Genomic DNA, 19,368 nt, shown 5'->3' with positions numbered 1-19,368 from the left:
ATGACGACTTACTTCATGCGTGCGGCGATGGCGTCGCAGCCCTTGTCGAACGCAGCGCGCCACGCTGCGCCGGCCTGGCCTTGCGCGGGACGCACGCAACGCAGCTGGATGGCATGGCTGTCCTTGAACCAGTAGCGCTCGCTATAGCTGTACTGCGCGCCGTTTTCCTGCGCCGTATAGACGAAGTTGTCCGGCGTGCCGCCGCTGGCGGCCTGGTAGCCGGTCAGGGCCTTGGCCTTGCCCATGGCGCCGCTCACGTACTGCTGGAACTCGCCGGCATTGCCCACCTGCTTCACCGTGACGCTGATACGGGCGAGGCTGCTGGCGCCGTTGGGCGAGGGGTCGGGTACCTGGAACACGCGTACTTCCGGATCGCCCTGCGTTTCCATGATGCCCATCCACTGGTCGGGCGTGCTGAAGGTGACGCTGCCGCCGGCCATGCTGACATCAGCGGCGTGGGCGGTTCCGGCCAACACGAGGGCGCCGGCGATAACCAAAGTGCGGAACAAGCTCATGCCTTTTCCTGTGCGTGAGGGTGAGGTTCGAAACGCTGCAGCGGCAGCCCCAGCCATTCCAGGGCGGTGCCGTGGAAGAGTCGCGCGCGGTCGTGGTCGTCGAGCCCGAGTGACTCGATGCCGCTGCCCGGATGCTGCTCCCCCAGCGGGAAAGGATAGTCGGTCCCCAGCATCACGCGATCGACCCCTGTCACATCCAGGAGATAGCGCAGGGCGGCCGGGTCGTGCACGCAGGAGTCGAAAAACAGGCGTTGCAGGTATTCGCGAGGATTGCGCGGGTTGTCCGTGGCGACCAGGTCGGGGCGCATGCGGAAGCCGTGCTCGATGCGGCCGATGGTCCACGGGAAGCTGCCGCCGCCATGGGCCAGCATCACACGCAGCCGCGGCAGGCGCTCCAGCACGCCGCCAAATACCAGGCAGCAGGCCGCGCGCGACTGTTCGGCCGGCATGCCCACCAGCCAGGGCAGCCAGTACTTGGGCATGCTGGCAGCGCCCATCATGTCCCAGGGATGCACCATCACCGCGGCGCCCAGGTCGGCGGCTGCCTCGAAGAAGGGAAACAGTTCGGGGGCGTCCAGGTTCCAATCGTTGCAGTGCGAACCGACCTGCACGCCCTGCAGGCCCAGTTCGTCGATGCAGCGCTCCAGCTCGCGGATGGCCAGGTCGGGCGACTGCAGCGGCACCGTGCCGATGCCGGCGTAGTGACGCGGATGGTCGTTGCAGATGCGCGCCGTCTCGTCGTTCAGATGGCGGTGCAGTTCCAGCGCCTGATAGCCGGGCGCCCAATACGAGAACAGCACGGGTACGGTGGAGACCACCTGCACGCTGACGTCGAAGCGGGCGTAGTCGTCGATGCGCTGTTGTGCGTCGAACGCCGAGTCCCATACCTCTCTGAAGAACTTGCCATCCTTGTAGATGCGATGGCGCCCGTCGTTGTGGATCATCACCGGAAAGCGCTCGTCGCCGAACTTGGCGGCGAGGTTGGGCCAGTCGCGGGGGAGGATATGGGCGTGCGTGTCGATTTTGAGCATGCGCCGAGTGTAAGTCAGGGGCGCGGTGCCGTCTCGGCGCGGTGCAGCGTAAAACGCCGTCCGGGGGAGGCGGGCGGCCCGACTCAGCTGTGGCGAGATTCCTGCCGGCTGAACTTAGGCCCGATTGCACATGCAAGCCGTCACGGCTGGCGGCATGATGGCGAGCGCGACGACGTCCGCAGCCATCGGAGGCAACATGAAGTTTCTGGTCATGATCTATAACGACGACAGCCTGCTAGAGGCCCTGCCGCCGGGTGAGTTCGACACGATGATGCACGGCTGCTTCGTCCATGCCGACGAACTGCGCGCCGAAGGCCATCTGCTCGATTCCATGCAGCTTGAACCGCCGGCCCAGGCGAAATCGCTGCGCATGCGCGACAACACCATGAGTGTGATGGACGGCCCGTTTGCCGAAGCGAAGGAATACCTCGGCGGCTTCAACCTGATCGAGGCGGCCGACATGGCCGAGGCCGTGCGCATCGCCGCGGAATTTCCGTGGGCGCGCACGGGTCGCATCGAAGTGCGGCCGGTGCGGGATATCGATGCCGTGCGCCGGCGCGTCGGGGCGTAAAGCGTAACCCGTGTGGGAGCGCACCCTGTGCGCGACCGCGGAGCCTCGCCGCCACCTCTTCGCTGGGCCGTCGCGCACAGGGTGCGCTCCCACAATGAAAGCGTGGCGCCTGGCGTTTATGGAGCCCTTGTAGGAGCGCACCTTGTGCGCGACCGCGGAGCTGCGCCGCTACCTCTTTGTTGGGCCGTCGCGCACAGGGTGCGCTCCCACAATGAAAGCGTGGCGCCTGGCGTTTACGGAGCCCTTGTGGGAGCGCACCTTGTGCGCGACCGCGGAGCCTCACCGCTGCCTCTTCGCTGGGCCGTCGCGCACAGGGTGCGCTCCCACAATGCAAGCGTGGCGCCTGGCGTTTACGGAGCCCTTGTAGGAGCGCACCTTGTGCGCGACCGCGGAGCTGCGCCGCTACCTCTTCGCTGGGCCGTCGCGCACAGGGTGCGCTCCCACAAGGTGTGGCTCGCTCGGTCAGGCCGTCGCCGTCGACTTGCTATGGCTGCGTCCGGTGATATGCGCCAGCGTATTCACGTTATCCACCAGCCGATCACTGATGCGCGCGAGCAGCTCGGCGGCCTGGCGGTCTTCCGCCATGTTGAGCAGCGCAGCCAGGGTGCGTTGCAGGCCGCGCAGATCGGGCAGCTGCTCCGGCGCACGCTGCGTGCGCAAGGCCGAAGCGACTTCATGCAGAGCCTTGGCGCTGTGGTCGACGAACGCGCACATTTCCGCCGTTTCCGGCAGGCTGTGGTGATCATCGATCAGCGCCTCCAGCGTCATCGCCGTGCGGGCCAGGCGATTGCCGTTGGCGAACAGCGCGTTGGCCAGTTCCAGCAGGGTTGCCGGCGTGGCCGGTTCCGCGCGCATGCGGTCCAGCGAGGCCTGCGCATTGCTGCGTGCCGTGCGTGCGGCAGTGCGTGCTTCCCGGCGGTGATCGCGGCGTTCGGGATGGGCGAGCGCGTTGAGGTAATCGGCATAGGCATCGAGCATGTCCGATAGCGCCGCACGCGCACGCGCGCGTTCCCAGGTGGGCCACAGCACATAGGCGAGCAAGGCCATGCCGCTGCCGAGCGCGGTGTTGATCACGCGATCGAGCACGGCATCGCTGGAATTGACGCCTTCGAACGACAACAGGATCACCACGGTGCCGGTAAGCGCCGCCACGGCGATGCCGTAGTGCGCGGTGGCCAGATAGCGAAAACCCATGCACAGCACAGCCATCAACAGCAGATGCGCCCACATGTCATGCGGCGTGAAATGCAGCAGGGCGGTGGTGAGCAACAGGCCCAGGATGGTGCCGACCACGCGCAACAGGCCAAAGTTGAAGGTGGCGGCGAAATCCGGACGCAGCACGATGGCCGCGGTCATCGGCAGCCAATAGCCATGCGGCAGGCCGAGCTCGCGCGAAACGAACAGCGTGGCGGTGAGTGTCACGGCGGTGCGCACGGCATGCCGGAATGCCACCGAATGCGGCGTGAGATTGGCACGCAGCGTGGCGCGCGCCGAACTGCTGCGCAGTGCCGTCGGTAGCGGCGTCTCCGCCGCGGCCGCGCGCAATTCACCGCGGCTGCCTGCCCAGTTGGCATTGCGCACCGCGGCAGCGAGCTGACCAGACAAAGCATGGATATGCGTGGCCAGGCCATCGGCGTCCCCGCCGTTGCCAAGCAGGGCGTTCTCGCTCGCCTGCAAGGTCTGCAGGGCGTGCTCGGCCTGGCGCGGCGATTCGGCAAGCTCCAGAGCGTCTGCAATGGCCCCGAGCACGCGCGCGGCGTCGCCCCGGAACATGGCGTGGATGGTGGCATTGGCGCGCAACTCCGCCATCGCGGTGAGTTCCAGGCGGATGCGTTCGGCCAGTTCCAGCAGCACGCCGAACGCCTCCATCGCGCGGCCGCGCGCGTGGTGCCGCCCCAGCAGCGTGTGCTGCAGCGTGGTCATGGCGTCGGTGAGCGCGGGTACGTCGGCGTCGTCGTGTTCCTGCTGGCGCGCCAGCGTCGACAAGCCGCGATAGACCGCGGCCAGCGCGTGCCGCTCAGGGCGATAGCGCTGCAGCGGCCAGGCCGCCACGGAAAACAGGGTCAGCAGCAGGCCGCCGGCAAAGATCAGGGCCGAGGCGCCCAGCGCTTCGGCCAAGGGTCGTGGCGTGGCGGCCGTGACCACCAGCAGGATCATGCTGGTCATGCCCACGCGCGCCATGTCCGGACCAAACACCACCAGCAGGCCGCCGAAAAATCCGAACGCCGCCGTGGCGACCAGGATGGGTATCAACTGGTCGCCGATCAGAAAGCCGATCAGCGAGGCCAGGCCGGCCGCCAGCGATGCCAGCAGCAGGCGCGTCATGCGCTGGCGATACGGTCCCGGCTGGTCCGAGAACATGGTGTCCAGCGCGCCAGCGCCGATACCCAGCCCGATGCCCGGATGCCCTGTCAGTATGCCAATCGCCAGCGGCAGCACCACGGCCGCGGTGTTGCGCACGACCACACGCACCGGCACGTCAGGTCGCTTGGCCGTGAGCAGGCTGTCGACGACCGTGGCGCGCAGCGAATAACCCGTCGAAGACATGACGCGACAAGACTCCTAGTCAGTGCAGTGATTCTGCCTCAAACAGCCTGAAGCGAACGCGACGGGCCAGGGATCCGTGGCTGGTCGGGTAGGGCGCACGGGCTGGGCAGCTTCCCGACGGAGGGGAAAGTGAAGTGCACTGGCGTTGCCGGGACCTGTTGTAGGAGCGCACTTGTGCGCGACAAACCTACGGAGCGGTACATCCCGGCGCTGCGGTCGCGCACAAGTGCGCTCCTACAAAGGATCGCGCAGGCTGGTTCCGATCGGCTCTTTGTGGGAGCGCACCCTGTGCGCGACGAGCCTACGGAGCGGTACACCCAGGCGTGGCTGTCGCGCACAGGGTGCGCTCCCACAGACAAGCGCCAGGCGCGGCACCCTATTGAATTGTGAGGCTCCAAAGCCAACGCGCAGCGAAGCCCCGCTTTAAGTCCTCAGCGATTCGGGCGCGTTGCGCAGCGCTTGGAAGTACCCCCTGTGTACCCTCGGAGGTTGTCCCACAACGACGCGCCTCGAGCGTTCGGGCTTATCCCAACACGATGCTGCCGGCGTTATCAGGCCATTTTCTTTGGGTTACTTTTCTTTTGGGCCAGCAAAAGAAAAGTGACTCGAGCGGCGGCAGCCGTTCGAAACGCCCGCCGCGTAGGCGGCACCCTGGCGGAGAGGCGACAACTAAACACCGAGGCTCTAGATCCCGGTGTACGCCGCGACGACGGCAATGTAGAAACGTTCCCGCGAGCACCCGCCCCTCACCCCAACCCTCACCCCAACCCTCACCCCAACCCTCTCCCCGCAGGGGAGAGGGAGAAGTGTGGCGCAAAGCGCTTAGCCCGCCACCGGCATCACCCCACCACCAGCCCCAAGCTGCTGCGACAAGTTGAACAAAATGCGCAGATCCTGCGCGTCCAACGCATCCCCATCCATCCCCCGAAAATGATGATGGAACGAGCGCACCGTGGACGCCCGATCGTCCAGCGGATACCCAATCAACCCCAACGCCGCCCACGGATCAAACCCCGCCGGCGGGTCCACCAGCGTGCCCCGCGGCCACAGGCCAACGCCCGCCTGCGCCAGTTGTTGCCATGGAAAACGCGGACCGGGATCGTCCTTGCGGCCGGGCGCGAGATCCTCGTGGCCGATGATCTGCGTGCGCGGAATACGGAAGCGATCCGTGAGGTCGGCCAGCAGGCGCAGCAGGCTGTCGATCTGCACCTGGGTGAACGGCGAGTCGCCATCATTGTCCAGCTCGATCCCGATGGAGGCCGAATTCACGTCGGTAATCGTGCCCCAGCGTCCCGCGCCGGCGTGCCACGCGCGCTCGCTATCGGCGACCAGTTGATAGAGGTGGCCGTCGTTGCCGATCAGATAGTGCGAACTCACCGGTCCGCCGCTGTTGGCCGTGCGCAACGTGTGCAGCGCCTGCTCGGCGGAATGCTCGTTGGTGAAATGAATCACGATGAGCACCGGACGGCGCGCATCGAAATTGGGCGAGAGCACCCACTGTGCGATGGGATTGCGTACGGGCGCCGGTGCACACGCCGAAAGCGCCAGCGCCAGCAGCACCAGCGTCAGCAGATGGCGAGTACGAAAGAAACGAGCATGCGGAGCGTGGGGACGCGACACGGCATTCATTCCTGGGCGGGAAGAGGCGAACGTGCCGCAGCTGCGCCACCGCGTCAAGCCAAACAAAAAGCGCCGGGTTTCCCCGGCGCTTTCGTGTCCAACCTGCAGCGCCGATCAGGCGCGGCCGGCGAACTCGCCCGTCAGCGTGTTCACCCACACCTTTTCGTCGTTGCTGATGTACTCGGGCACCTGGATTTCGATGCCGGTATTGAGCTTGGCCGGCTTGGTGCGCTTGGTGGCGCTGGCGCCCTTCATTTCCGGGGCGGTGTCGACCACGGTCAGCGTCACGCTGGTCGGCACCTGCAGGCCCACCGGTGCATCGTCGATCAGCTGCACGTAGTAGCCTTCGACGCCTTCCACGATATAGCCGGCGTTATCGCCAACCAGTTCGGTGGAAAGCAGGTACTGGGTGAAGTCTTCATTGTCCATGAAGACGAATGCCTCACCGTCCATGTACGAGAAGTTCGCCTCGCGGCGCACCAGCTCCATTTCCTTGAGATCGTCATCGGCGCGCAGGCTCAGGTCGAACTTGCGACCGCCGGGGATCGAATACATGGTGAAGCGAAACGTGACGTTGCCGCCACGCGCGGTCGGCGAGCTGCGCTCGATATCGCGCACCTGGTACACGGTGCCGTCGTGTTCGACTACGTTGCCTTTCTTGACGTCGGAAGCTTTCATGGATGTAGGACCGGATGGGTGAGTTCTTGATCGCCATTCCGGCGCAGGCCGGAATCCAGTTGCGTGGTGTCAGGTTATCGCGCGGCCCAACGTATACGCCCACGCCATTTGCGACAACCGCGCCATACAGTCACTGGATTCCGGCCTGCGCCGGAATGACGGTTTGGTAGGGTTACTTCGGCTGCAAACGCACCGCGCCATCAAGGCGGATCGTCTCGCCATTGATATAACGATTGCCGAGAATGAAGGCCACCGTGCTGGCGAATTCGTCCGGCTTGCCCAGGCGCGACGGGAACGGGATCGATGCCGACAGCGATTCCTGCACCTGCGGCGGCATGCCGTCGACCATCGGCGTCCAGAAGATGCCCGGGGCGATCGTGGCCACGCGGATGCCGAAGCGCGACAGTTCGCGCGCCATCGGCAGCGTCATGCCGACCACGCCGCCCTTGGAGGCGGAATACGCGGCCTGGCCGATCTGGCCTTCGAACGCAGCGACGGAAGCGGTGTTGATGATCACGCCGCGCTCGCCGTCTTCGCCGGTATCGTTGTTCTGCATCAGCGAGGCAGCAGCCTTGGCGACGTTGAAGCTGCCCACCAGGTTCACCAGCACCGTGGTGGCAAACGTGTTGAGCGGCATCGGGCCATCCTTGCCGAGCATGCGGCCCGCGCCCAGGATGCCGGCGCAGTTGACCAGCACGTTCAGGCCGCCCATCGCATCGCGCGCAGCGGCGACGTTGGCGGACACGCCGTCCTCCGAGGTGACGTCGGTGCGGAAGAAGTGGCCCTTCAGCGCCGTGGCGGCTTCCTGGCCCTTTTCCTCGTTGACGTCGAACAGGGCCACCTTGGCGCCATTGGCGACCAGATGCTGGGCTACGGCGTAGCCGAGACCGGAGGCGCCGCCGGTGATGATCGCCTTGACCTGATTGAGCTGCATAGGGAGTCCAAAACGCGGTGGAAAACGCTAATGGTAGCGCAGCAGGGCGCATCAGACGCCACCCCTTGCTCCGTGGCGCTTTTTGGCCATAGAGAGACCCCGGGCGGTGCGTGCCGGGCACTGCCTGCAGGAGCCACCGCGTCGCTTCGACAGGGTACGTAGTTGGTTATACGTATGTCCTTTGGTGCCGCGGCTTAAGCCATGCTTCCAAGGGTTTTTGGCTGATTTGTGGCGTAGAACAAGCGCAGTGAGATGAGTGGCGCGATCGCAAAAGGGAGAGTCGCCATGATCCATCCCGCCCAGGGAGCTGCTGTATCAGTGGGAATACCGGTGGCCTCGGCAGCGGTGTCGAAGGGCTCTTTCGTGGCGCTGTTGGCGCGATGGCTGCTCGTCGCCACATTGATCGGCGCTGCACCGGCCATCGGAGCGAAAGCTTCGGGGGAAGCCAGCGTCGTTGCCGCGGCCGCTTCGTCGGTCGCGCCGCCCGCAGTGACTTCGTCATCGTATTTCGTGGCGGCGTCCGAGCTGCCGCATCCATTGCGGCCTTTCGAACATTTGCCCAGCAATGCCGCCATCAATGTGCACGCCGCCGTGGTGACCATGCCCGATCCCGTGGAGACGCGGCTTGGCCGGTCCTTTGACACCGAGCTGACCGCACTCGTGGCTGCGTTTCAGGCCAAGGAATTCGTGCTGGACGGTTTTGCTTTCACCTGGGCGCCCCGATCACCCGACGGCAAGTCCACTGCCAATGAAACGGAGGCGAGCCGCCGCACGCTGCCCAGCGTGATGCTTTTTCGCAAGGACAACTGGCGCAACTGCAAATCCAGAACGGACACGCAAGCAAACGCCGATGCCTGTGAGTCGACCTATTACGCGCTGTTTTTGGTAGGCGAGACACCGAGCTTTGGCATTCATCCGGAGTCATTCATTCGCGCTGCACGTTGTGCGATGGCATTGGACGCGAGCAATCGCCAGGAGACTAACGCGCTGCCCGAGGCGCTTAACCAGATCGATTGCGACCAGATTGCCTGGAAGGCGCCGACCAAGGGCGTCTCCTGGTCGTGCGATGCAAACCTTGCCGTGATCGGTCCCACTTTTTCCGGGGCCATGGAATCAATGGCATCGGCACTGAGCAAGGTCGCCACGGACGCAAGGGAACATGCGATGGAGGCCGCGAAAACGGCGACGGCCGGATGCCAGGGCGTCGGCCACCTGAACATCCTCCTCAGGGCACCTTCCGCAAGCGTCGACAGCAACGATCAGATCGTACAGAACGCTTACCTCGCCACGAACGATTTGAAACCATTCGTCACGCTGGCCTATACGCCGCTGGCCTACAGCGTCGGGGATCAGTTGAAACGCGTGAAGCGCTATCTGGAAAGCCGGATTCACGACAACGACAAAGTAGTCATACTCAGCGAAGAATCCAGTTTTGGCTTGGGCGCTTCCAAGCTGGCGATGCCTTCATCATCGCCATCGCCGCCGTCCTCATCGGCTTCGCCGCCCTCGTCATCGCCGGCGCCGGCGTCCTCATCGGCGAAGAAAGGCGAGGTGCAGTTCATCAGCGTGCAGTTTCCGCCGAACATCGCCGCTATTCGCTCCGAGCATGTCCAGCTCAAACAGGAAGAGAGCAAGCAACGTCGCAGCTTGCTCCCCGAGCGGTTGCTCGAGCTGGATCTGACCGGTGTGGAAACCGGAGTCGATCAACCGCCGACGTATCAGCCCAGCTTGAGCTCGCGTTCGGACGAGCTGATGCTTTACCAGACCTTCGACGCCCTGCAGCGCTATGTCACGCCTGCGGCGGTCGTCATCGTGGCCACCGATGTGCGCGATCGCCTGTTCCTGCTGAGCGAGATACGCAATGCATTTCCTGGCGCGCTCCCGGTGGTGCTGGAGCAGGACAACCTGATGGTGCATCCCGACTACCGCGCCATGAGCCGCGGGAGCATCATCATGCCGGCCGGCAAGAGCCTGCTTTGCCTGAACGCTTCAGGGCTGGACTGCTTCCCCAAGGATGACCCCGATGCGCGGCCACGCGAGCAGGCGGCGGATCGTTCAGTCGGCAACGCGCCAGGGGTGTCTTCGAACGAATGCAGCCAGTCTGGCAATCGACGCTTCTTCTCGTTTCCGACGGATTACGCGGCCAACATGTTTCGCGCGGTCGTGGGTCTGATTTGCCCTAGTGACGCCTCGCCCAACCGACCCAATATGCTGGTGGCGACATTGGCAGGCTTCCAGCGTGTCGACGAGTCGGGTCTGGGCCGGGGCGACGAACAAAGCGCGGACAAAGTCCAGGGCGACGAAGTAACCGAGAGCAAAGTCCAGGGCAAGGAACAAAACGAGAGTAAAGCCCAGCGGACAAGCAGGAGATTCGGCGACATTCCCATCGTTGCCGATACCCGCATGCAACTGCAGCAGCCGGTCTACCTGTCGATGGGCATCGTGCTTGGCATCCTGCTGGTCACGGCCATATGGCTGGTTCGCAACGGGCGCACGCCCGAACTGGCAACGCTCCCGCTCAGCCGCCACGCCATGCGCTGGATGGACATGTTGAAGACGCAAAACGGCGCGCAAGCATCATCGAAGCTGGCAGGCGAGCCAAGGACAAGCTGGATCTGGCTGGTGCCCTGGATCGCTTTTGCCGCGTTCGGCATCCTCATTGCCGCGTACAAGATCATCGTCATGTTTCCTCCGGCGACGCCCGGCGACACGGACCTTGCGCATGGCACGGATGGCTGGGCGTTGATCTGCCTGTGTCTTGCCTATGCGTGTTTCATGGCGTTCTGTTGCGTTCGGATGAGGGTGTGGAATGCCTATTGCCTTGCTATCGCTGAGCACGTGAACCCCTCGTCGCGTCTCAAGGTTCGCCTCCGGCACCGCCCGTACTACCGCGCTTCGATCGCCACGGCACTCCTGTTGCTCGTGCTGGTGCTTTGCGTCAACGACTACCGGCCAAGCGGGGCCCATTCGGTCTGGCTCTCCGCGTTTGCCGGCGCGTTCGTGCTGGGCAGCAGTGGCTTCTTCCTGGTTCTCTACCTGGAAGGCCTGGACCGCTGGCGCTGCATGAGCCTGGAGCTCAGCAGGACGGTGACTGCCGTGCAGGAATCCACGACAGTCAAGGAATGGCCAACGCCCAAGCTGCTGGATGAGCGACCGCGCAGCCCGTTCAACGCTGTCATGCGCATCGACAACTACAACGCGCTGCGCAGGCCAGATTTTGCCGCCTGGGTGCGGCAGACGAATGCCTTGCTCGACGGCACGATCGATCCCTTGTTTGACAAGGAAAAGCTTCGCCAATGGCAGGCCGTCCTGGTAGCGCAGATGAAACTGGCCGGTACGGCGGTAAGGTCCAGTGCGTGGTGCGCGGTGCTGGGCGCCACCGTGACGCTGATGTTGATCCAGGTCTATCCACCGGTTTACGAGCGTTTGCAGACGACGGCGGCGGCCATTTTGATGGTGCTCGGCTTTGCCGCCATCACCTACGGCGTGCTGACGCTGGAGAAGGACTATTTGCTGGGACGCATGTTCACCAACGATGAGGACCATTTGACCTTTGGCGGGGCGTTGTCCGCCTTGTGGCCAAAGTTGCTGGCGATGGGGTCCATTCTGATCACCGTGTTTCTGCCCGATGCCTGGGATTGGCTGAACAGCGCGGTGAAGGCGATCAACTCGCTGCGATGAGCGCAAAACGGGCCCGGCACTGGCCGAAGGCTTATGCCGTGAAAAGAGCCTTCAGTTGCTCAGCGTCTACCGCGGGGAATGGCGTCACGGGCTGCGGCGGCGTCTGCGTCGGCTGCAGTTCCTTTTGCCATACGCCGACATCCCACCATTGCTCGAGCTTGTAACCGGAGCTACGCCACACGCCGGCCGGCGTGAAGCCCATGGCTTCGTGCATGGTCACGCTGCTTTGGCCGGGCAGGGTGATTACCCCGACGGCCTGGTTGATGCCTTGCAGGCGCATCACGTCGAGCAGTGTGCCGTAGAGCCTGCGCGCGATGCCGCGGCGGCGTGCATCGGCGTGTACGTAGATCGAGGTCTCCGCGATCCAGTCGTAGGCGGCGCGTTCGCGGAAGCGGCTGGCATAGGCATAGGCCAGTACGCGGCCTTCCTCTTCCCAGACGATCCACGGGTAGTAGCGCAGGCGCGTGAGGATGCGCTCGCGCATCGTGTCTATCCCAGGTAACTCGGTCTCGAAGGTTTCTACCCCGTGGAGCACCGAGGGCGTATAGATGTCGTGGACAGCCGCCGCATCGTCGGCGTGGGCAATGCGGATCATGCGAGATGCTTCTCCATACAGATGCTGCGCGGGTTGGACTGGTGTTCGCCGAACGGTGGGCAGCGACGATAGCCGGCGCGTGCGTAGAGTTCCAGCGCCTCGGTTTGCGCCGTGCCGGTTTCCAGGCGCAGGATGCGGCCGCCGGAGCGTGCGACTTCCAATTCCAACGCTTCGAGCAATTGCTTGCCAAGCCCCAATCCACGGCAGGCGGGCAGCACGTACATGCGCTTTACTTCCACGTAGTCCTCGTGCGCCACGAAGGCACCGCATGCCACCGGCGTGCCATCCACGCGGGCGGTGAGGAAGCTGACATTGGGTTGGCTCAGTTCCTCGGCCGTCATGTGGCGGATATTGCCCGAGGGATAGAGCTCCGCCAGATAGCCGTCCAATTCACGGATCAACAGGGCGACATCCGGCGACGTGGGGTCGTCGAGCTCAAAATGCAGTAGCGGCGCCTTCAGCATGCTTCGTACTTCCAGTTGCGCCGCTTGCCTTCGGCGAGCCACTCCAGCGTGCTGGCGATGCGATTCTGGCGCGTGGCCTCGGTCTTCGCCTCGGTGATCCACTCGACGTAGTCGCGTTGCGCGCTGGGCGGAAAGCCCTCGTAGGTCTTGCGGGCGGCGGCGTGCTTCTTCATCGCCAGCAGCGCGGCGACATCATCCGGGAGTGTCGGTGCGGGTTTGGGTGCGGCCTTGGGACGGGAGACCTTTACACCGGTTTCGTTCAAGGCTCTGGCCTTGCGGATCAGCGCGATCAGGGTCTTCTTCGCCGGCAGATCCTTCAGCGAGGTCAGTTTGCCGAACTGGCCCATGCCATCCGCCCGATCGCTGCCGGTGACCTCCTTGTGCCGCCAGAAACCGAACGTGCAATGCTGCTTGAATGCCGCCATCTGGCACATCGGCGAGCCATTGAGGCTGAAGAACGGCATGCTCCATTTGATGCCTTCCTCGACCTCCGGGCAGGCCTCGTGCACCACGTCGCGCAGATGCTCGAGAATGGGCTGGGCGAACGGCGGCGCCTGAAGGATGTAGGCATCGATGCGGTGATCGCGGGCCATGAGGTACTCCTACAAATCGCGCAGATAGAACTGGTCGCAGCTGAAGTGTCCGGTGCCGCCCATCGGCGCGCAAATCGTGCGGAAGCCGTGCCGACGATACAGCGCCTGGGCCGCATCCATGCCGGTGAGCGTTTCCAGGTAGCAGCGATGAAAGCCGCGTTCGCGGGCGGCATCCAGGCAGCGCAGCATCATGGCGCTGCCGGCGCCGATGCCGCGCGCCTCGGGTAGAAAATACATCTTGCGCAGCTCGCACACATCCGCTTCGCCGCCCTCCAGCGGCGCGACGCCACCGCCGCCAATCACCATGCCATCGCGTTCCACCACGAAGTAGGCGCTGCGTGGGCGCGTATAGGCTTCGTACATGGTGCCCACTTCGGCATCGTGAATGGCGAAGCCCGGGCCGTCGGCGCCGAATTCCGGCATCACGGTGCGGATGATGTCGGCGACGGCGGCGTTGTCGCGTGCTTCGATGGGGCGGATCAGGAAGTCGGTCATGGCGTGGCTTGTGGTGTGCGGTAGAGGCTGCCGTCTTTCATCACGAAGACGGGATGCTGGAGATCGTCGATATGCGTACTGGGATCGCCCGTGAATGCGGCGAGGTCAGCCCGCAGGCCGGGCGCGATGCGGCCGAACTTGTCCTGCTGGCGCAGGATGCGTGCCGCGATATTGGTGGCGGCGTGCAAAGCCTGCTGCGGCGTCATGCCGTCGCGCACCATATTGACCGGCTCGCGCCAGTTGTCGCCATGGGTGAACACGCCCACATCGCTGCCGTTACCGATGATCACGCCAACCTTGAGCGCGGTGCGGAACGCGTGCTCGGCTTCTTTCATGCGCGCGGTGGGTTCGCTTTGCCCCGGCACGTAGTGCTCGAAATACTGCGCGGTGGCTTCCACCGCGGTAAGCGTGGGTTCGTACGCCGTGCCGTGCTGCTTGAGCAGGCGGAACGTGGCCTCGCTGGCGCCATAACCGTGCTCGATGGTGTCCACGCCCGCTTCCACCGCGAGGCGTACACCTTCGTCGCTGGAGGCATGCGCAGCCACCGGACGGCCCGACAGGTGCGCGGTATCCACGATGGCCTTCATTTCCGCCAGCGATAGCGTCGGCTGCGTGCTGCCATCGGCGCCTACGCGGTAGTCGGCGTAGAGCTTGATCCAGTCGGCGCCGTGGCCAGCCTGTTCGCGGGTGGCGCGGATGGCCTCGTCCACACCGCTGATTTCCTGCGCGCCGCCGGGCAGATCGATATCGGGACGGAAGCCGCGTGGACCCGGTCCATAGCTGTCCGTCGCCACGATGGCGCGGGTGGCAACAAACATGCGTGGCCCCGGAATCATGCCTTCGTCAATCGCACGCTTGATCGAGACATCGGCGAAGCCGGCGCCCTCCGTGCCCAGATCGCGCAGTGTCGTGAAGCCCGCCATCAGCGTGGCGCGCGCATGGGCGGCGGCTTCGAGTGTGCGGTAGTCCTGCGGCTCCTTCAGGACCTGGTCGTTCCACAGTGTCTCGTTGTACGGATGCAGGAAGACATGCGAGTGCAGGTCGATCAGGCCGGGCGTGAGCGTGGTGCCGGGCAGGGCGATGCGTTGGGCGCTGGCCGGTGCCTTCAGGCTGTCCGCCGGTCCCACGGCGGCGATGGCGCCGTCATGCACCAGCACGGCCCATCCCGCATGCGCAGCGTCGCCGTCAGCGGTCCAGACGCGGTCAGGCACCAGCAGCACATCGCCCTTGGGTGGCACCGCGGTCGCCGCCGTGGCGCTGGCCATGGCCATGGCCGTCAGCAGGCCGATCCAACCTTGACGCTGTTTGCACCGCATTGCTCGCTCCCGCCCGTCGCTCCTGCCGATTCTAGCGAGGCTCGGCACTGCGCCGCGAGACCGCGGTTCAGAGGGCGGGGCGACCCGCGCCGGCGAGTTGCCGCGCGCAGGCGCCTTCGGCCGTCGGTGCCGAGGTGACGCAGCTGGCGAAATCGTCGGGAAGACGCGTCAACAACAACGTATCACCCTGGCGCATGGTGAAGACGGTGATCGGTGGTTCGCAGGCGACGTGGCTGGTGCTGCACGAGCCGGGCAGTACGGTGAAGTGGCACAGGCCGCTCTGGCTGCGCAGGCAGCGGAACGTGGCCAGCTCGCCGGAGATCTGGATCTTGCTGTAGATCAGGTCGATCCCGTGGGTCAGTTCGTGGGTGACGACGGTGCGTGTGGGTTCGAAACCGGTGAGGGATAACACCAGATAGAACAAAAGGATCAGCTTTTCCATGGTGACCTCTTGTGATGCTCGGCAGGGGAAGGTTTCCGGTACTTACATGTTTCGGAACAGCGTCATGAATGGCTGGCTCACCACCAGTGTTTCGGGTCGCTGCTTGAGCCGCAGCGTGCCCTTGCCGGTGTCGTCGCGAACGATCGATGCGACCGCGCGCAGGTTGACGATGGTGGAGCGGTGGATCTGCTTGAACACGGCGGGGTCGAGTACCGCCGCCAGTTCGCGGATGGGCTTGCGCAGCAGCGCCTCGCCGTCGGCCGTCATGGCGATGGTGTATTTGCTGTCGGCGCGAAAATAGGCGACGTCGTCCACCATGATCAGGCGCGTTTCGCGCCCGTTGCTGGCGGTGATCCAGGTGAGCGGCTCGGCGCGTGTGCCAGGCTGCAGCATTTCATCGCGCAGCAGCTGCGATAGAGCTGCAGCATCGGTCGCGCGGGGTGCGGCGCGCGTCTGCAGGCGCTGCATGGTGGCGGTGAGCCGGGTCTCGGTGATGGGCTTGAGCAGATAGTCCACGGCGCCGCGTTCGAATGCATCGATCGCGTACTGGTCGTAGGCGGTGGTGAACACCACCTGCGTTTGCGGACTCGCCTCGGCGGCAGCTTCGGCGACTTCCAGTCCGCTGAGCCCCGGCATGCGGATATCGAGAAAGGCGATGTCGGGACGATGTTCGCTGATCGCTTCCAGGGCACTGGCGCCGTCTTCGCAGTCGGCGACGATCTCCAATTCCGGCCAGACCCGCGCGAGCAGATCGCGTAGCGCCGTGCGCAACAGGGTTTCGTCTTCGGCAAGAATGGCAGTGGTCACGACGCGGGTTCCGTGGTTTCGTTGCGCAGGGGCAGGGTGATGGTGGCGGCCACGCCTTCGGGCGCATTGCTGACTACCGAGAGCGAAGCGTCCGTGCCATAGATCAGGCGCAGACGTTCGCGCACATTCTTCAGGCCGATGCCGGTGCCCCCGCTGGCGTCGCTGAAACCGCGGCCATCGTCGGCCACCGTGATGGACACTGTGTTGTCGTCGCGGCGCGCCAGGATCCACACCGTGCCGCCGCCGGGCTTAGGCTCCAGGCCGTGCTTGATCGCGTTCTCCACCAGCGTCTGCAGCATCATCGGCGGCATCGCGATGGCGCGCAGCGCGTCGGGTACGTCGATCTGCAGCGAGAGGCGCGGCCCCATGCGCAGCCGCATGATTTCCAGATAGGCGCGGGTGCGTTCCAGCTCATCGCCCAGCAGGGACAGCGCATCGTCGCGCTGCGGCAGGGAGTGGCGCAGATAGTGGATCAGATGCCCGAGCATGTGGTCGGCCTGTAGCGGATCGGTGCGCGTGAGGTATTGCGCGCTGGCCAGCGTGTTGTAGAGAAAGTGCGGCTCCACCTGCGCATGCAGCAGGTTGAGGCGGGCCACGGTGCGCTCTTTCTCGTTTTCCGTCTGGGTGGCGCGGCGTTGTTCCTGGCGACGCTTCTCGGCGATGCGGCGGGTGATGGCGCGCGTGATGGCCTCGGCGTTTTCCAGGTTGGTGCCGTCGTCCACGCGGAACCAGTCGGTCCATGCGCCGGCTTCCGGCTCGCAGATCAGCGTGACGCTGCCCGAACCCTCGCGCGGCGTGACCGTGGCGAAGATCTGGTTGCGCACGTGACCAAACCACAGCGACGGGTCGAGACGTTCGAACGGATTAGTTCCATAGGCCTTGGGGCGCTGTACCTTGGCGCGGATCTGCAGGCTGTCGCGTGCGCTTTCCACGTCTTCGCTGCGCGGCAGTTCGCGGATGGCGGCATCGAGCAGGTCGAAGGCTTCGCCGGCTTCCAGCGGTATCTCGATCTGCCGCCGCTGGCGGTTGCCCATGGTGCTGTCGTCGAGATGCCCGGCGATCAGGCGCACGCGGCGCAGATGGGTCACTGCGCTGGTCACTACCATCACCAGGGTGAGGAAGATAAGCAGGACGAACATGGCCCCGGTGTCTCTGTAGCGCAGCGGCGGACTGTTGGCGAGCAACAAGGCCACAAACAGCAGCACGAAGAACCAGAACACGACCAGGCGGGCTACGAAGAAAACGCTCTTCATCACGACGTCCTTGATTGGGATGCGTCGGAGCATAACCAGCTGCTTTGGCGCTGGCGCGTGGTTTTCGACGGAACCGGCCCTTGGGGCGACGAAACGGGCCGGGGCCGGGATGAAGCAGGGCGCCGCGCAGGCGCCGACGGATCAGGCCGCGGTGCGCGCCCGCGTCACGCGGCTGGCGGTTTCCTTGTGCAGCTGGCCAGCCAGCCAGGCGCCGGTGGCCACCAGGATGTCCAGATCGATGCCGGTTTCCATGCCCAGGCCGTGCAGCATGTAGACCACGTCCTCGCTGGCGACGTTGCCGGTGGCTCCCTTGGCGTAGGGACAGCCGCCCGTACCCGATACCGCGCTGTCGACCACGCGCACGCCTTCTTCCAGGCAGGCGAGGATATTGGCCAGCGCCTGCCCATAGGTGTCGTGGAAATGCACGGCGAGGGCCGACATCGGTACCTCCTGTGCCACTGCCTTCAGCATGGCGCGTGCCTTGGCCGGCGTGCCGACGCCGATGGTGTCGCCCAGCGAGACTTCGTAGCAGCCCACCTCGTGCAGTCGACGCGCCACGCGTACCACCTCGCTGACCGGCACATCGCCCTGATACGGGCAGCCCAGCACGGTGGAGACATAGCCGCGCACTTTCAGGCCGTCCTGCTTCGCGCGAGCCATCACTGGCAGGAAACGCTCGATCGATTCATCGATCGAGGCGTTGATGTTCTTGCGGTTGAACGCTTCGGAAGCGGCAGTGAAGATCGCGATCTCGGTGACACCCACGGCGCGGGCGCGCTCGTAGCCCTGCTCGTTGGGCACCAGCACCGGATAGCTCACGCCGGGGACCTTGCGGATGCCCTGGAACACCTCGGCGGCGTCAGCCAGTTGCGGCACCCACTTGGGGCTGACAAAACTGGTGGCTTCGATGGTCTTCAGGCCGGTGCTGGAAAGGCGATCGATCAACGCGATCTTCACGTCGGCGGGCAGCAGGGTTTTCTCGTTCTGCAGGCCGTCGCGTGCGCCGACTTCGACAATGCGGACATGGTTCGTGCTCATGCCGAGCAGCATAGCGCGTCAGGCCCGTGGCGGCGCATTAATGTGGCAGTCGCTCGGGGTGGAATTGCTGGATGAACGGCAGATACAGCGCCTGCGCCTGCGGCGTGGTCAGACCGGTCAGCGCGCTGCCGTGGTCGGTGGACTGCAAGGTGACCACGTAGCGATCGTTGAACAGCGCGACGGCTTGGGCCGGACCGATTTCCGACTGTGCCGTGACGTGGATGACGAAGGAATCGGGCGTTGAGTTATGCACCAGCACGGGTGCGTAATCGGGCCCGCCCAGGGAGCGAAACGATTCGGCATTGGTCTGCATCGGATCGGTCATGATGGTCAGCATCTCGATGGCTTGCCGCGTCACCGAGCGTTGCATGTCGCGCGTGCGCCGGTTGACGTCCTCTGTGCCTGCTGTGGCGCTGCTGTCGACCGGGCGCGTGTCGCTGACGGAGATTTCGACGTGCTTGCCATCGTTCTTGCCGTAAACCGCGCGAATGCTGGCAGGCGTGCAATCCCATGATCGAAACGGCAGGCCGCCGATGTCGTCCTTGGGAGGCAGGGCCTGGGCAAGGGGGTTGTCCGCGCATTTGGCCGTAGAGGCGGCCTCTTCCTGCGCCTGCCTTGCTGCGTCCGCCTGTCCGTTATCGGCAGTCGATGCAGCTTCACTCTCGTGTTTGCCACAGGCAGACAGGAGATGGAGGGCGATCAGGGCGAGCAATATCGTCGACCGCAAGCCACGAAAATGCGCGAGCATGGATTCTCCCCAGCCCCGGGCAAGGACCCGGGCGATGGGG

At 64.8% G+C, this 19,368-nt stretch carries 19 protein-coding genes; 2 read left to right on the top strand and 17 right to left on the bottom strand.

Features of this window, described 5'->3' with window-relative positions:
- Window positions 1-8: 8 nt before the first annotated feature.
- Both AB4Y82_RS02550 and AB4Y82_RS02545 read right to left on the bottom strand, forming a co-directional pair.
- The gene (locus AB4Y82_RS02550) at window positions 9-515 is read right to left on the bottom strand and encodes a hypothetical protein (RefSeq protein WP_441604291.1); all 507 of its coding nucleotides are present in this window, start codon (window positions 513-515) and stop codon (window positions 9-11) included.
- The gene (locus AB4Y82_RS02545) at window positions 512-1,546 is read right to left on the bottom strand and encodes an amidohydrolase family protein (protein ID WP_441604290.1); all 1,035 of its coding nucleotides are present in this window, start codon (window positions 1,544-1,546) and stop codon (window positions 512-514) included. The genes AB4Y82_RS02550 and AB4Y82_RS02545 overlap by 4 nt, the downstream gene beginning before the upstream one ends.
- Before the next feature lie 196 nt (window positions 1,547-1,742).
- Here AB4Y82_RS02545 and AB4Y82_RS02540 point away from each other — a divergent pair, with 196 nt between their 5' ends.
- Complete coding sequence (locus tag AB4Y82_RS02540) at window positions 1,743-2,117, top strand: YciI family protein (protein WP_121881800.1); 375 nt, start codon at window positions 1,743-1,745, stop codon at window positions 2,115-2,117.
- Window positions 2,118-2,579: 462 nt separating this feature from the next.
- On the opposite strand, the gene AB4Y82_RS02535 is transcribed toward AB4Y82_RS02540, so the two are convergent.
- The 5 genes from AB4Y82_RS02535 to AB4Y82_RS02515 all read right to left on the bottom strand — a co-directional run bounded on the left by AB4Y82_RS02535 (window position 2,580) and on the right by AB4Y82_RS02515 (window position 8,498).
- The gene (locus tag AB4Y82_RS02535) at window positions 2,580-4,664 is read right to left on the bottom strand and encodes an FUSC family protein (RefSeq protein WP_441604289.1); all 2,085 of its coding nucleotides are present in this window, start codon (window positions 4,662-4,664) and stop codon (window positions 2,580-2,582) included.
- Between the two features lie 822 nt (window positions 4,665-5,486).
- Window positions 5,487-6,284, bottom strand: coding sequence for an N-acetylmuramoyl-L-alanine amidase (locus AB4Y82_RS02530; RefSeq protein ID WP_441611096.1), 798 nt, complete (start codon window positions 6,282-6,284; stop codon window positions 5,487-5,489).
- 114 nt (window positions 6,285-6,398) lie between these two features.
- Window positions 6,399-6,962 carry an elongation factor P-like protein EfpL gene (gene efpL / locus AB4Y82_RS02525; RefSeq protein ID WP_121878629.1) on the bottom strand — a complete coding sequence of 188 codons (564 nt, stop codon included), beginning with the start codon at window positions 6,960-6,962 and terminating at the stop codon, window positions 6,399-6,401.
- A 172-nt stretch (window positions 6,963-7,134) separates the two neighbouring features.
- Complete coding sequence (locus AB4Y82_RS02520) at window positions 7,135-7,896, bottom strand: SDR family NAD(P)-dependent oxidoreductase (RefSeq protein ID WP_441604287.1); 762 nt, start codon at window positions 7,894-7,896, stop codon at window positions 7,135-7,137.
- 194 nt (window positions 7,897-8,090) lie between these two features.
- Complete coding sequence (locus AB4Y82_RS02515; protein WP_441604286.1) at window positions 8,091-8,498, bottom strand: hypothetical protein; 408 nt, start codon at window positions 8,496-8,498, stop codon at window positions 8,091-8,093.
- Here AB4Y82_RS02515 and AB4Y82_RS02510 point away from each other — a divergent pair.
- Window positions 8,497-11,577: a hypothetical protein gene (locus AB4Y82_RS02510; protein WP_441604285.1), complete on the top strand. Its 3,081-nt coding sequence runs from the start codon at window positions 8,497-8,499 to the stop codon at window positions 11,575-11,577. The two genes, AB4Y82_RS02515 and AB4Y82_RS02510, sit on opposite strands and share 2 nt — an antisense overlap.
- A 31-nt stretch (window positions 11,578-11,608) precedes the next feature.
- On the opposite strand, the gene AB4Y82_RS02505 is transcribed toward AB4Y82_RS02510, so the two are convergent.
- From AB4Y82_RS02505 to AB4Y82_RS02460, 10 genes are all read right to left on the bottom strand, one after another.
- Window positions 11,609-12,172, bottom strand: a complete 564-nt coding sequence (locus tag AB4Y82_RS02505) for a GNAT family N-acetyltransferase (protein WP_441604284.1) — start codon at window positions 12,170-12,172, stop codon at window positions 11,609-11,611.
- Window positions 12,169-12,636: a GNAT family N-acetyltransferase gene (locus AB4Y82_RS02500; protein WP_441604283.1), complete on the bottom strand. Its 468-nt coding sequence runs from the start codon at window positions 12,634-12,636 to the stop codon at window positions 12,169-12,171. The genes AB4Y82_RS02505 and AB4Y82_RS02500 overlap by 4 nt, the downstream gene beginning before the upstream one ends.
- Window positions 12,630-13,229, bottom strand: coding sequence for a YdeI/OmpD-associated family protein (locus tag AB4Y82_RS02495; protein WP_441611095.1), 600 nt, complete (start codon window positions 13,227-13,229; stop codon window positions 12,630-12,632). Before AB4Y82_RS02495 ends, AB4Y82_RS02500 begins: the two co-directional genes overlap by 7 nt.
- Window positions 13,230-13,238: 9 nt before the next feature.
- Window positions 13,239-13,724: a GNAT family N-acetyltransferase gene (locus tag AB4Y82_RS02490; protein WP_441604281.1), complete on the bottom strand. Its 486-nt coding sequence runs from the start codon at window positions 13,722-13,724 to the stop codon at window positions 13,239-13,241.
- A complete protein-coding gene (locus tag AB4Y82_RS02485; RefSeq protein WP_441604377.1) occupies window positions 13,721-14,995 on the bottom strand; it encodes an amidohydrolase family protein in 1,275 nt (424 codons plus the stop codon). Before AB4Y82_RS02485 ends, AB4Y82_RS02490 begins: the two co-directional genes overlap by 4 nt.
- 112 nt (window positions 14,996-15,107) lie before the next feature.
- The gene (locus AB4Y82_RS02480; RefSeq protein WP_441604280.1) at window positions 15,108-15,482 is read right to left on the bottom strand and encodes a hypothetical protein; all 375 of its coding nucleotides are present in this window, start codon (window positions 15,480-15,482) and stop codon (window positions 15,108-15,110) included.
- A gap of 42 nt (window positions 15,483-15,524) precedes the next feature.
- A complete protein-coding gene (locus AB4Y82_RS02475) occupies window positions 15,525-16,289 on the bottom strand; it encodes a LytR/AlgR family response regulator transcription factor (protein WP_441604279.1) in 765 nt (254 codons plus the stop codon).
- A complete protein-coding gene (locus AB4Y82_RS02470) occupies window positions 16,286-17,542 on the bottom strand; it encodes a sensor histidine kinase (RefSeq protein WP_441604278.1) in 1,257 nt (418 codons plus the stop codon). Before AB4Y82_RS02470 ends, AB4Y82_RS02475 begins: the two co-directional genes overlap by 4 nt.
- Window positions 17,543-17,683: 141 nt before the next feature.
- Window positions 17,684-18,580, bottom strand: a complete 897-nt coding sequence (locus AB4Y82_RS02465; protein WP_441604277.1) for a hydroxymethylglutaryl-CoA lyase — start codon at window positions 18,578-18,580, stop codon at window positions 17,684-17,686.
- A 37-nt stretch (window positions 18,581-18,617) separates the two neighbouring features.
- Window positions 18,618-19,328 (bottom strand): hypothetical protein, encoded by a 711-nt coding sequence (locus tag AB4Y82_RS02460; RefSeq protein WP_441604276.1) that lies wholly within the window; start codon window positions 19,326-19,328, stop codon window positions 18,618-18,620.
- Between the last annotated feature and the right edge of the window lie 40 nt (window positions 19,329-19,368).

Source organism: Dyella sp. 2YAF14, from assembly GCF_052114725.1.
Classification (GTDB): domain Bacteria; phylum Pseudomonadota; class Gammaproteobacteria; order Xanthomonadales; family Rhodanobacteraceae; genus Dyella.
This window is presented reverse-complemented; position numbering and strand designations above follow the sequence as displayed.

What these genes read in the sequence shown, in the direction of transcription:
- AB4Y82_RS02515 (WP_441604286.1), bottom strand. Translation starts at nt 8,498, where the DNA reads ATGGTCACCACGGCGGCGTGCACATTGATGGCGGCATTGCTGGGCAAA.
- efpL (WP_121878629.1), bottom strand. Translation starts at nt 6,962, where the DNA reads ATGAAAGCTTCCGACGTCAAGAAAGGCAACGTAGTCGAACACGACGGC.
- AB4Y82_RS02540 (WP_121881800.1), top strand. Translation starts at nt 1,743, where the DNA reads ATGAAGTTTCTGGTCATGATCTATAACGACGACAGCCTGCTAGAGGCC.
- AB4Y82_RS02490 (WP_441604281.1), bottom strand. Translation starts at nt 13,724, where the DNA reads ATGACCGACTTCCTGATCCGCCCCATCGAAGCACGCGACAACGCCGCC.
- AB4Y82_RS02505 (WP_441604284.1), bottom strand. Translation starts at nt 12,172, where the DNA reads ATGATCCGCATTGCCCACGCCGACGATGCGGCGGCTGTCCACGACATC.
- AB4Y82_RS02520 (WP_441604287.1), bottom strand. Translation starts at nt 7,896, where the DNA reads ATGCAGCTCAATCAGGTCAAGGCGATCATCACCGGCGGCGCCTCCGGT.
- AB4Y82_RS02535 (WP_441604289.1), bottom strand. Translation starts at nt 4,664, where the DNA reads ATGTCTTCGACGGGTTATTCGCTGCGCGCCACGGTCGTCGACAGCCTG.
- AB4Y82_RS02550 (WP_441604291.1), bottom strand. Translation starts at nt 515, where the DNA reads ATGAGCTTGTTCCGCACTTTGGTTATCGCCGGCGCCCTCGTGTTGGCC.
- AB4Y82_RS02470 (WP_441604278.1), bottom strand. Translation starts at nt 17,542, where the DNA reads ATGAAGAGCGTTTTCTTCGTAGCCCGCCTGGTCGTGTTCTGGTTCTTC.
- AB4Y82_RS02465 (WP_441604277.1), bottom strand. Translation starts at nt 18,580, where the DNA reads ATGAGCACGAACCATGTCCGCATTGTCGAAGTCGGCGCACGCGACGGC.
- AB4Y82_RS02460 (WP_441604276.1), bottom strand. Translation starts at nt 19,328, where the DNA reads ATGCTCGCGCATTTTCGTGGCTTGCGGTCGACGATATTGCTCGCCCTG.
- AB4Y82_RS02545 (WP_441604290.1), bottom strand. Translation starts at nt 1,546, where the DNA reads ATGCTCAAAATCGACACGCACGCCCATATCCTCCCCCGCGACTGGCCC.
- AB4Y82_RS02485 (WP_441604377.1), bottom strand. Translation starts at nt 14,995, where the DNA reads ATGGCCATGGCCAGCGCCACGGCGGCGACCGCGGTGCCACCCAAGGGC.
- AB4Y82_RS02510 (WP_441604285.1), top strand. Translation starts at nt 8,497, where the DNA reads ATGCCCGATCCCGTGGAGACGCGGCTTGGCCGGTCCTTTGACACCGAG.
- AB4Y82_RS02495 (WP_441611095.1), bottom strand. Translation starts at nt 13,229, where the DNA reads ATGGCCCGCGATCACCGCATCGATGCCTACATCCTTCAGGCGCCGCCG.
- AB4Y82_RS02500 (WP_441604283.1), bottom strand. Translation starts at nt 12,636, where the DNA reads ATGCTGAAGGCGCCGCTACTGCATTTTGAGCTCGACGACCCCACGTCG.
- AB4Y82_RS02480 (WP_441604280.1), bottom strand. Translation starts at nt 15,482, where the DNA reads ATGGAAAAGCTGATCCTTTTGTTCTATCTGGTGTTATCCCTCACCGGT.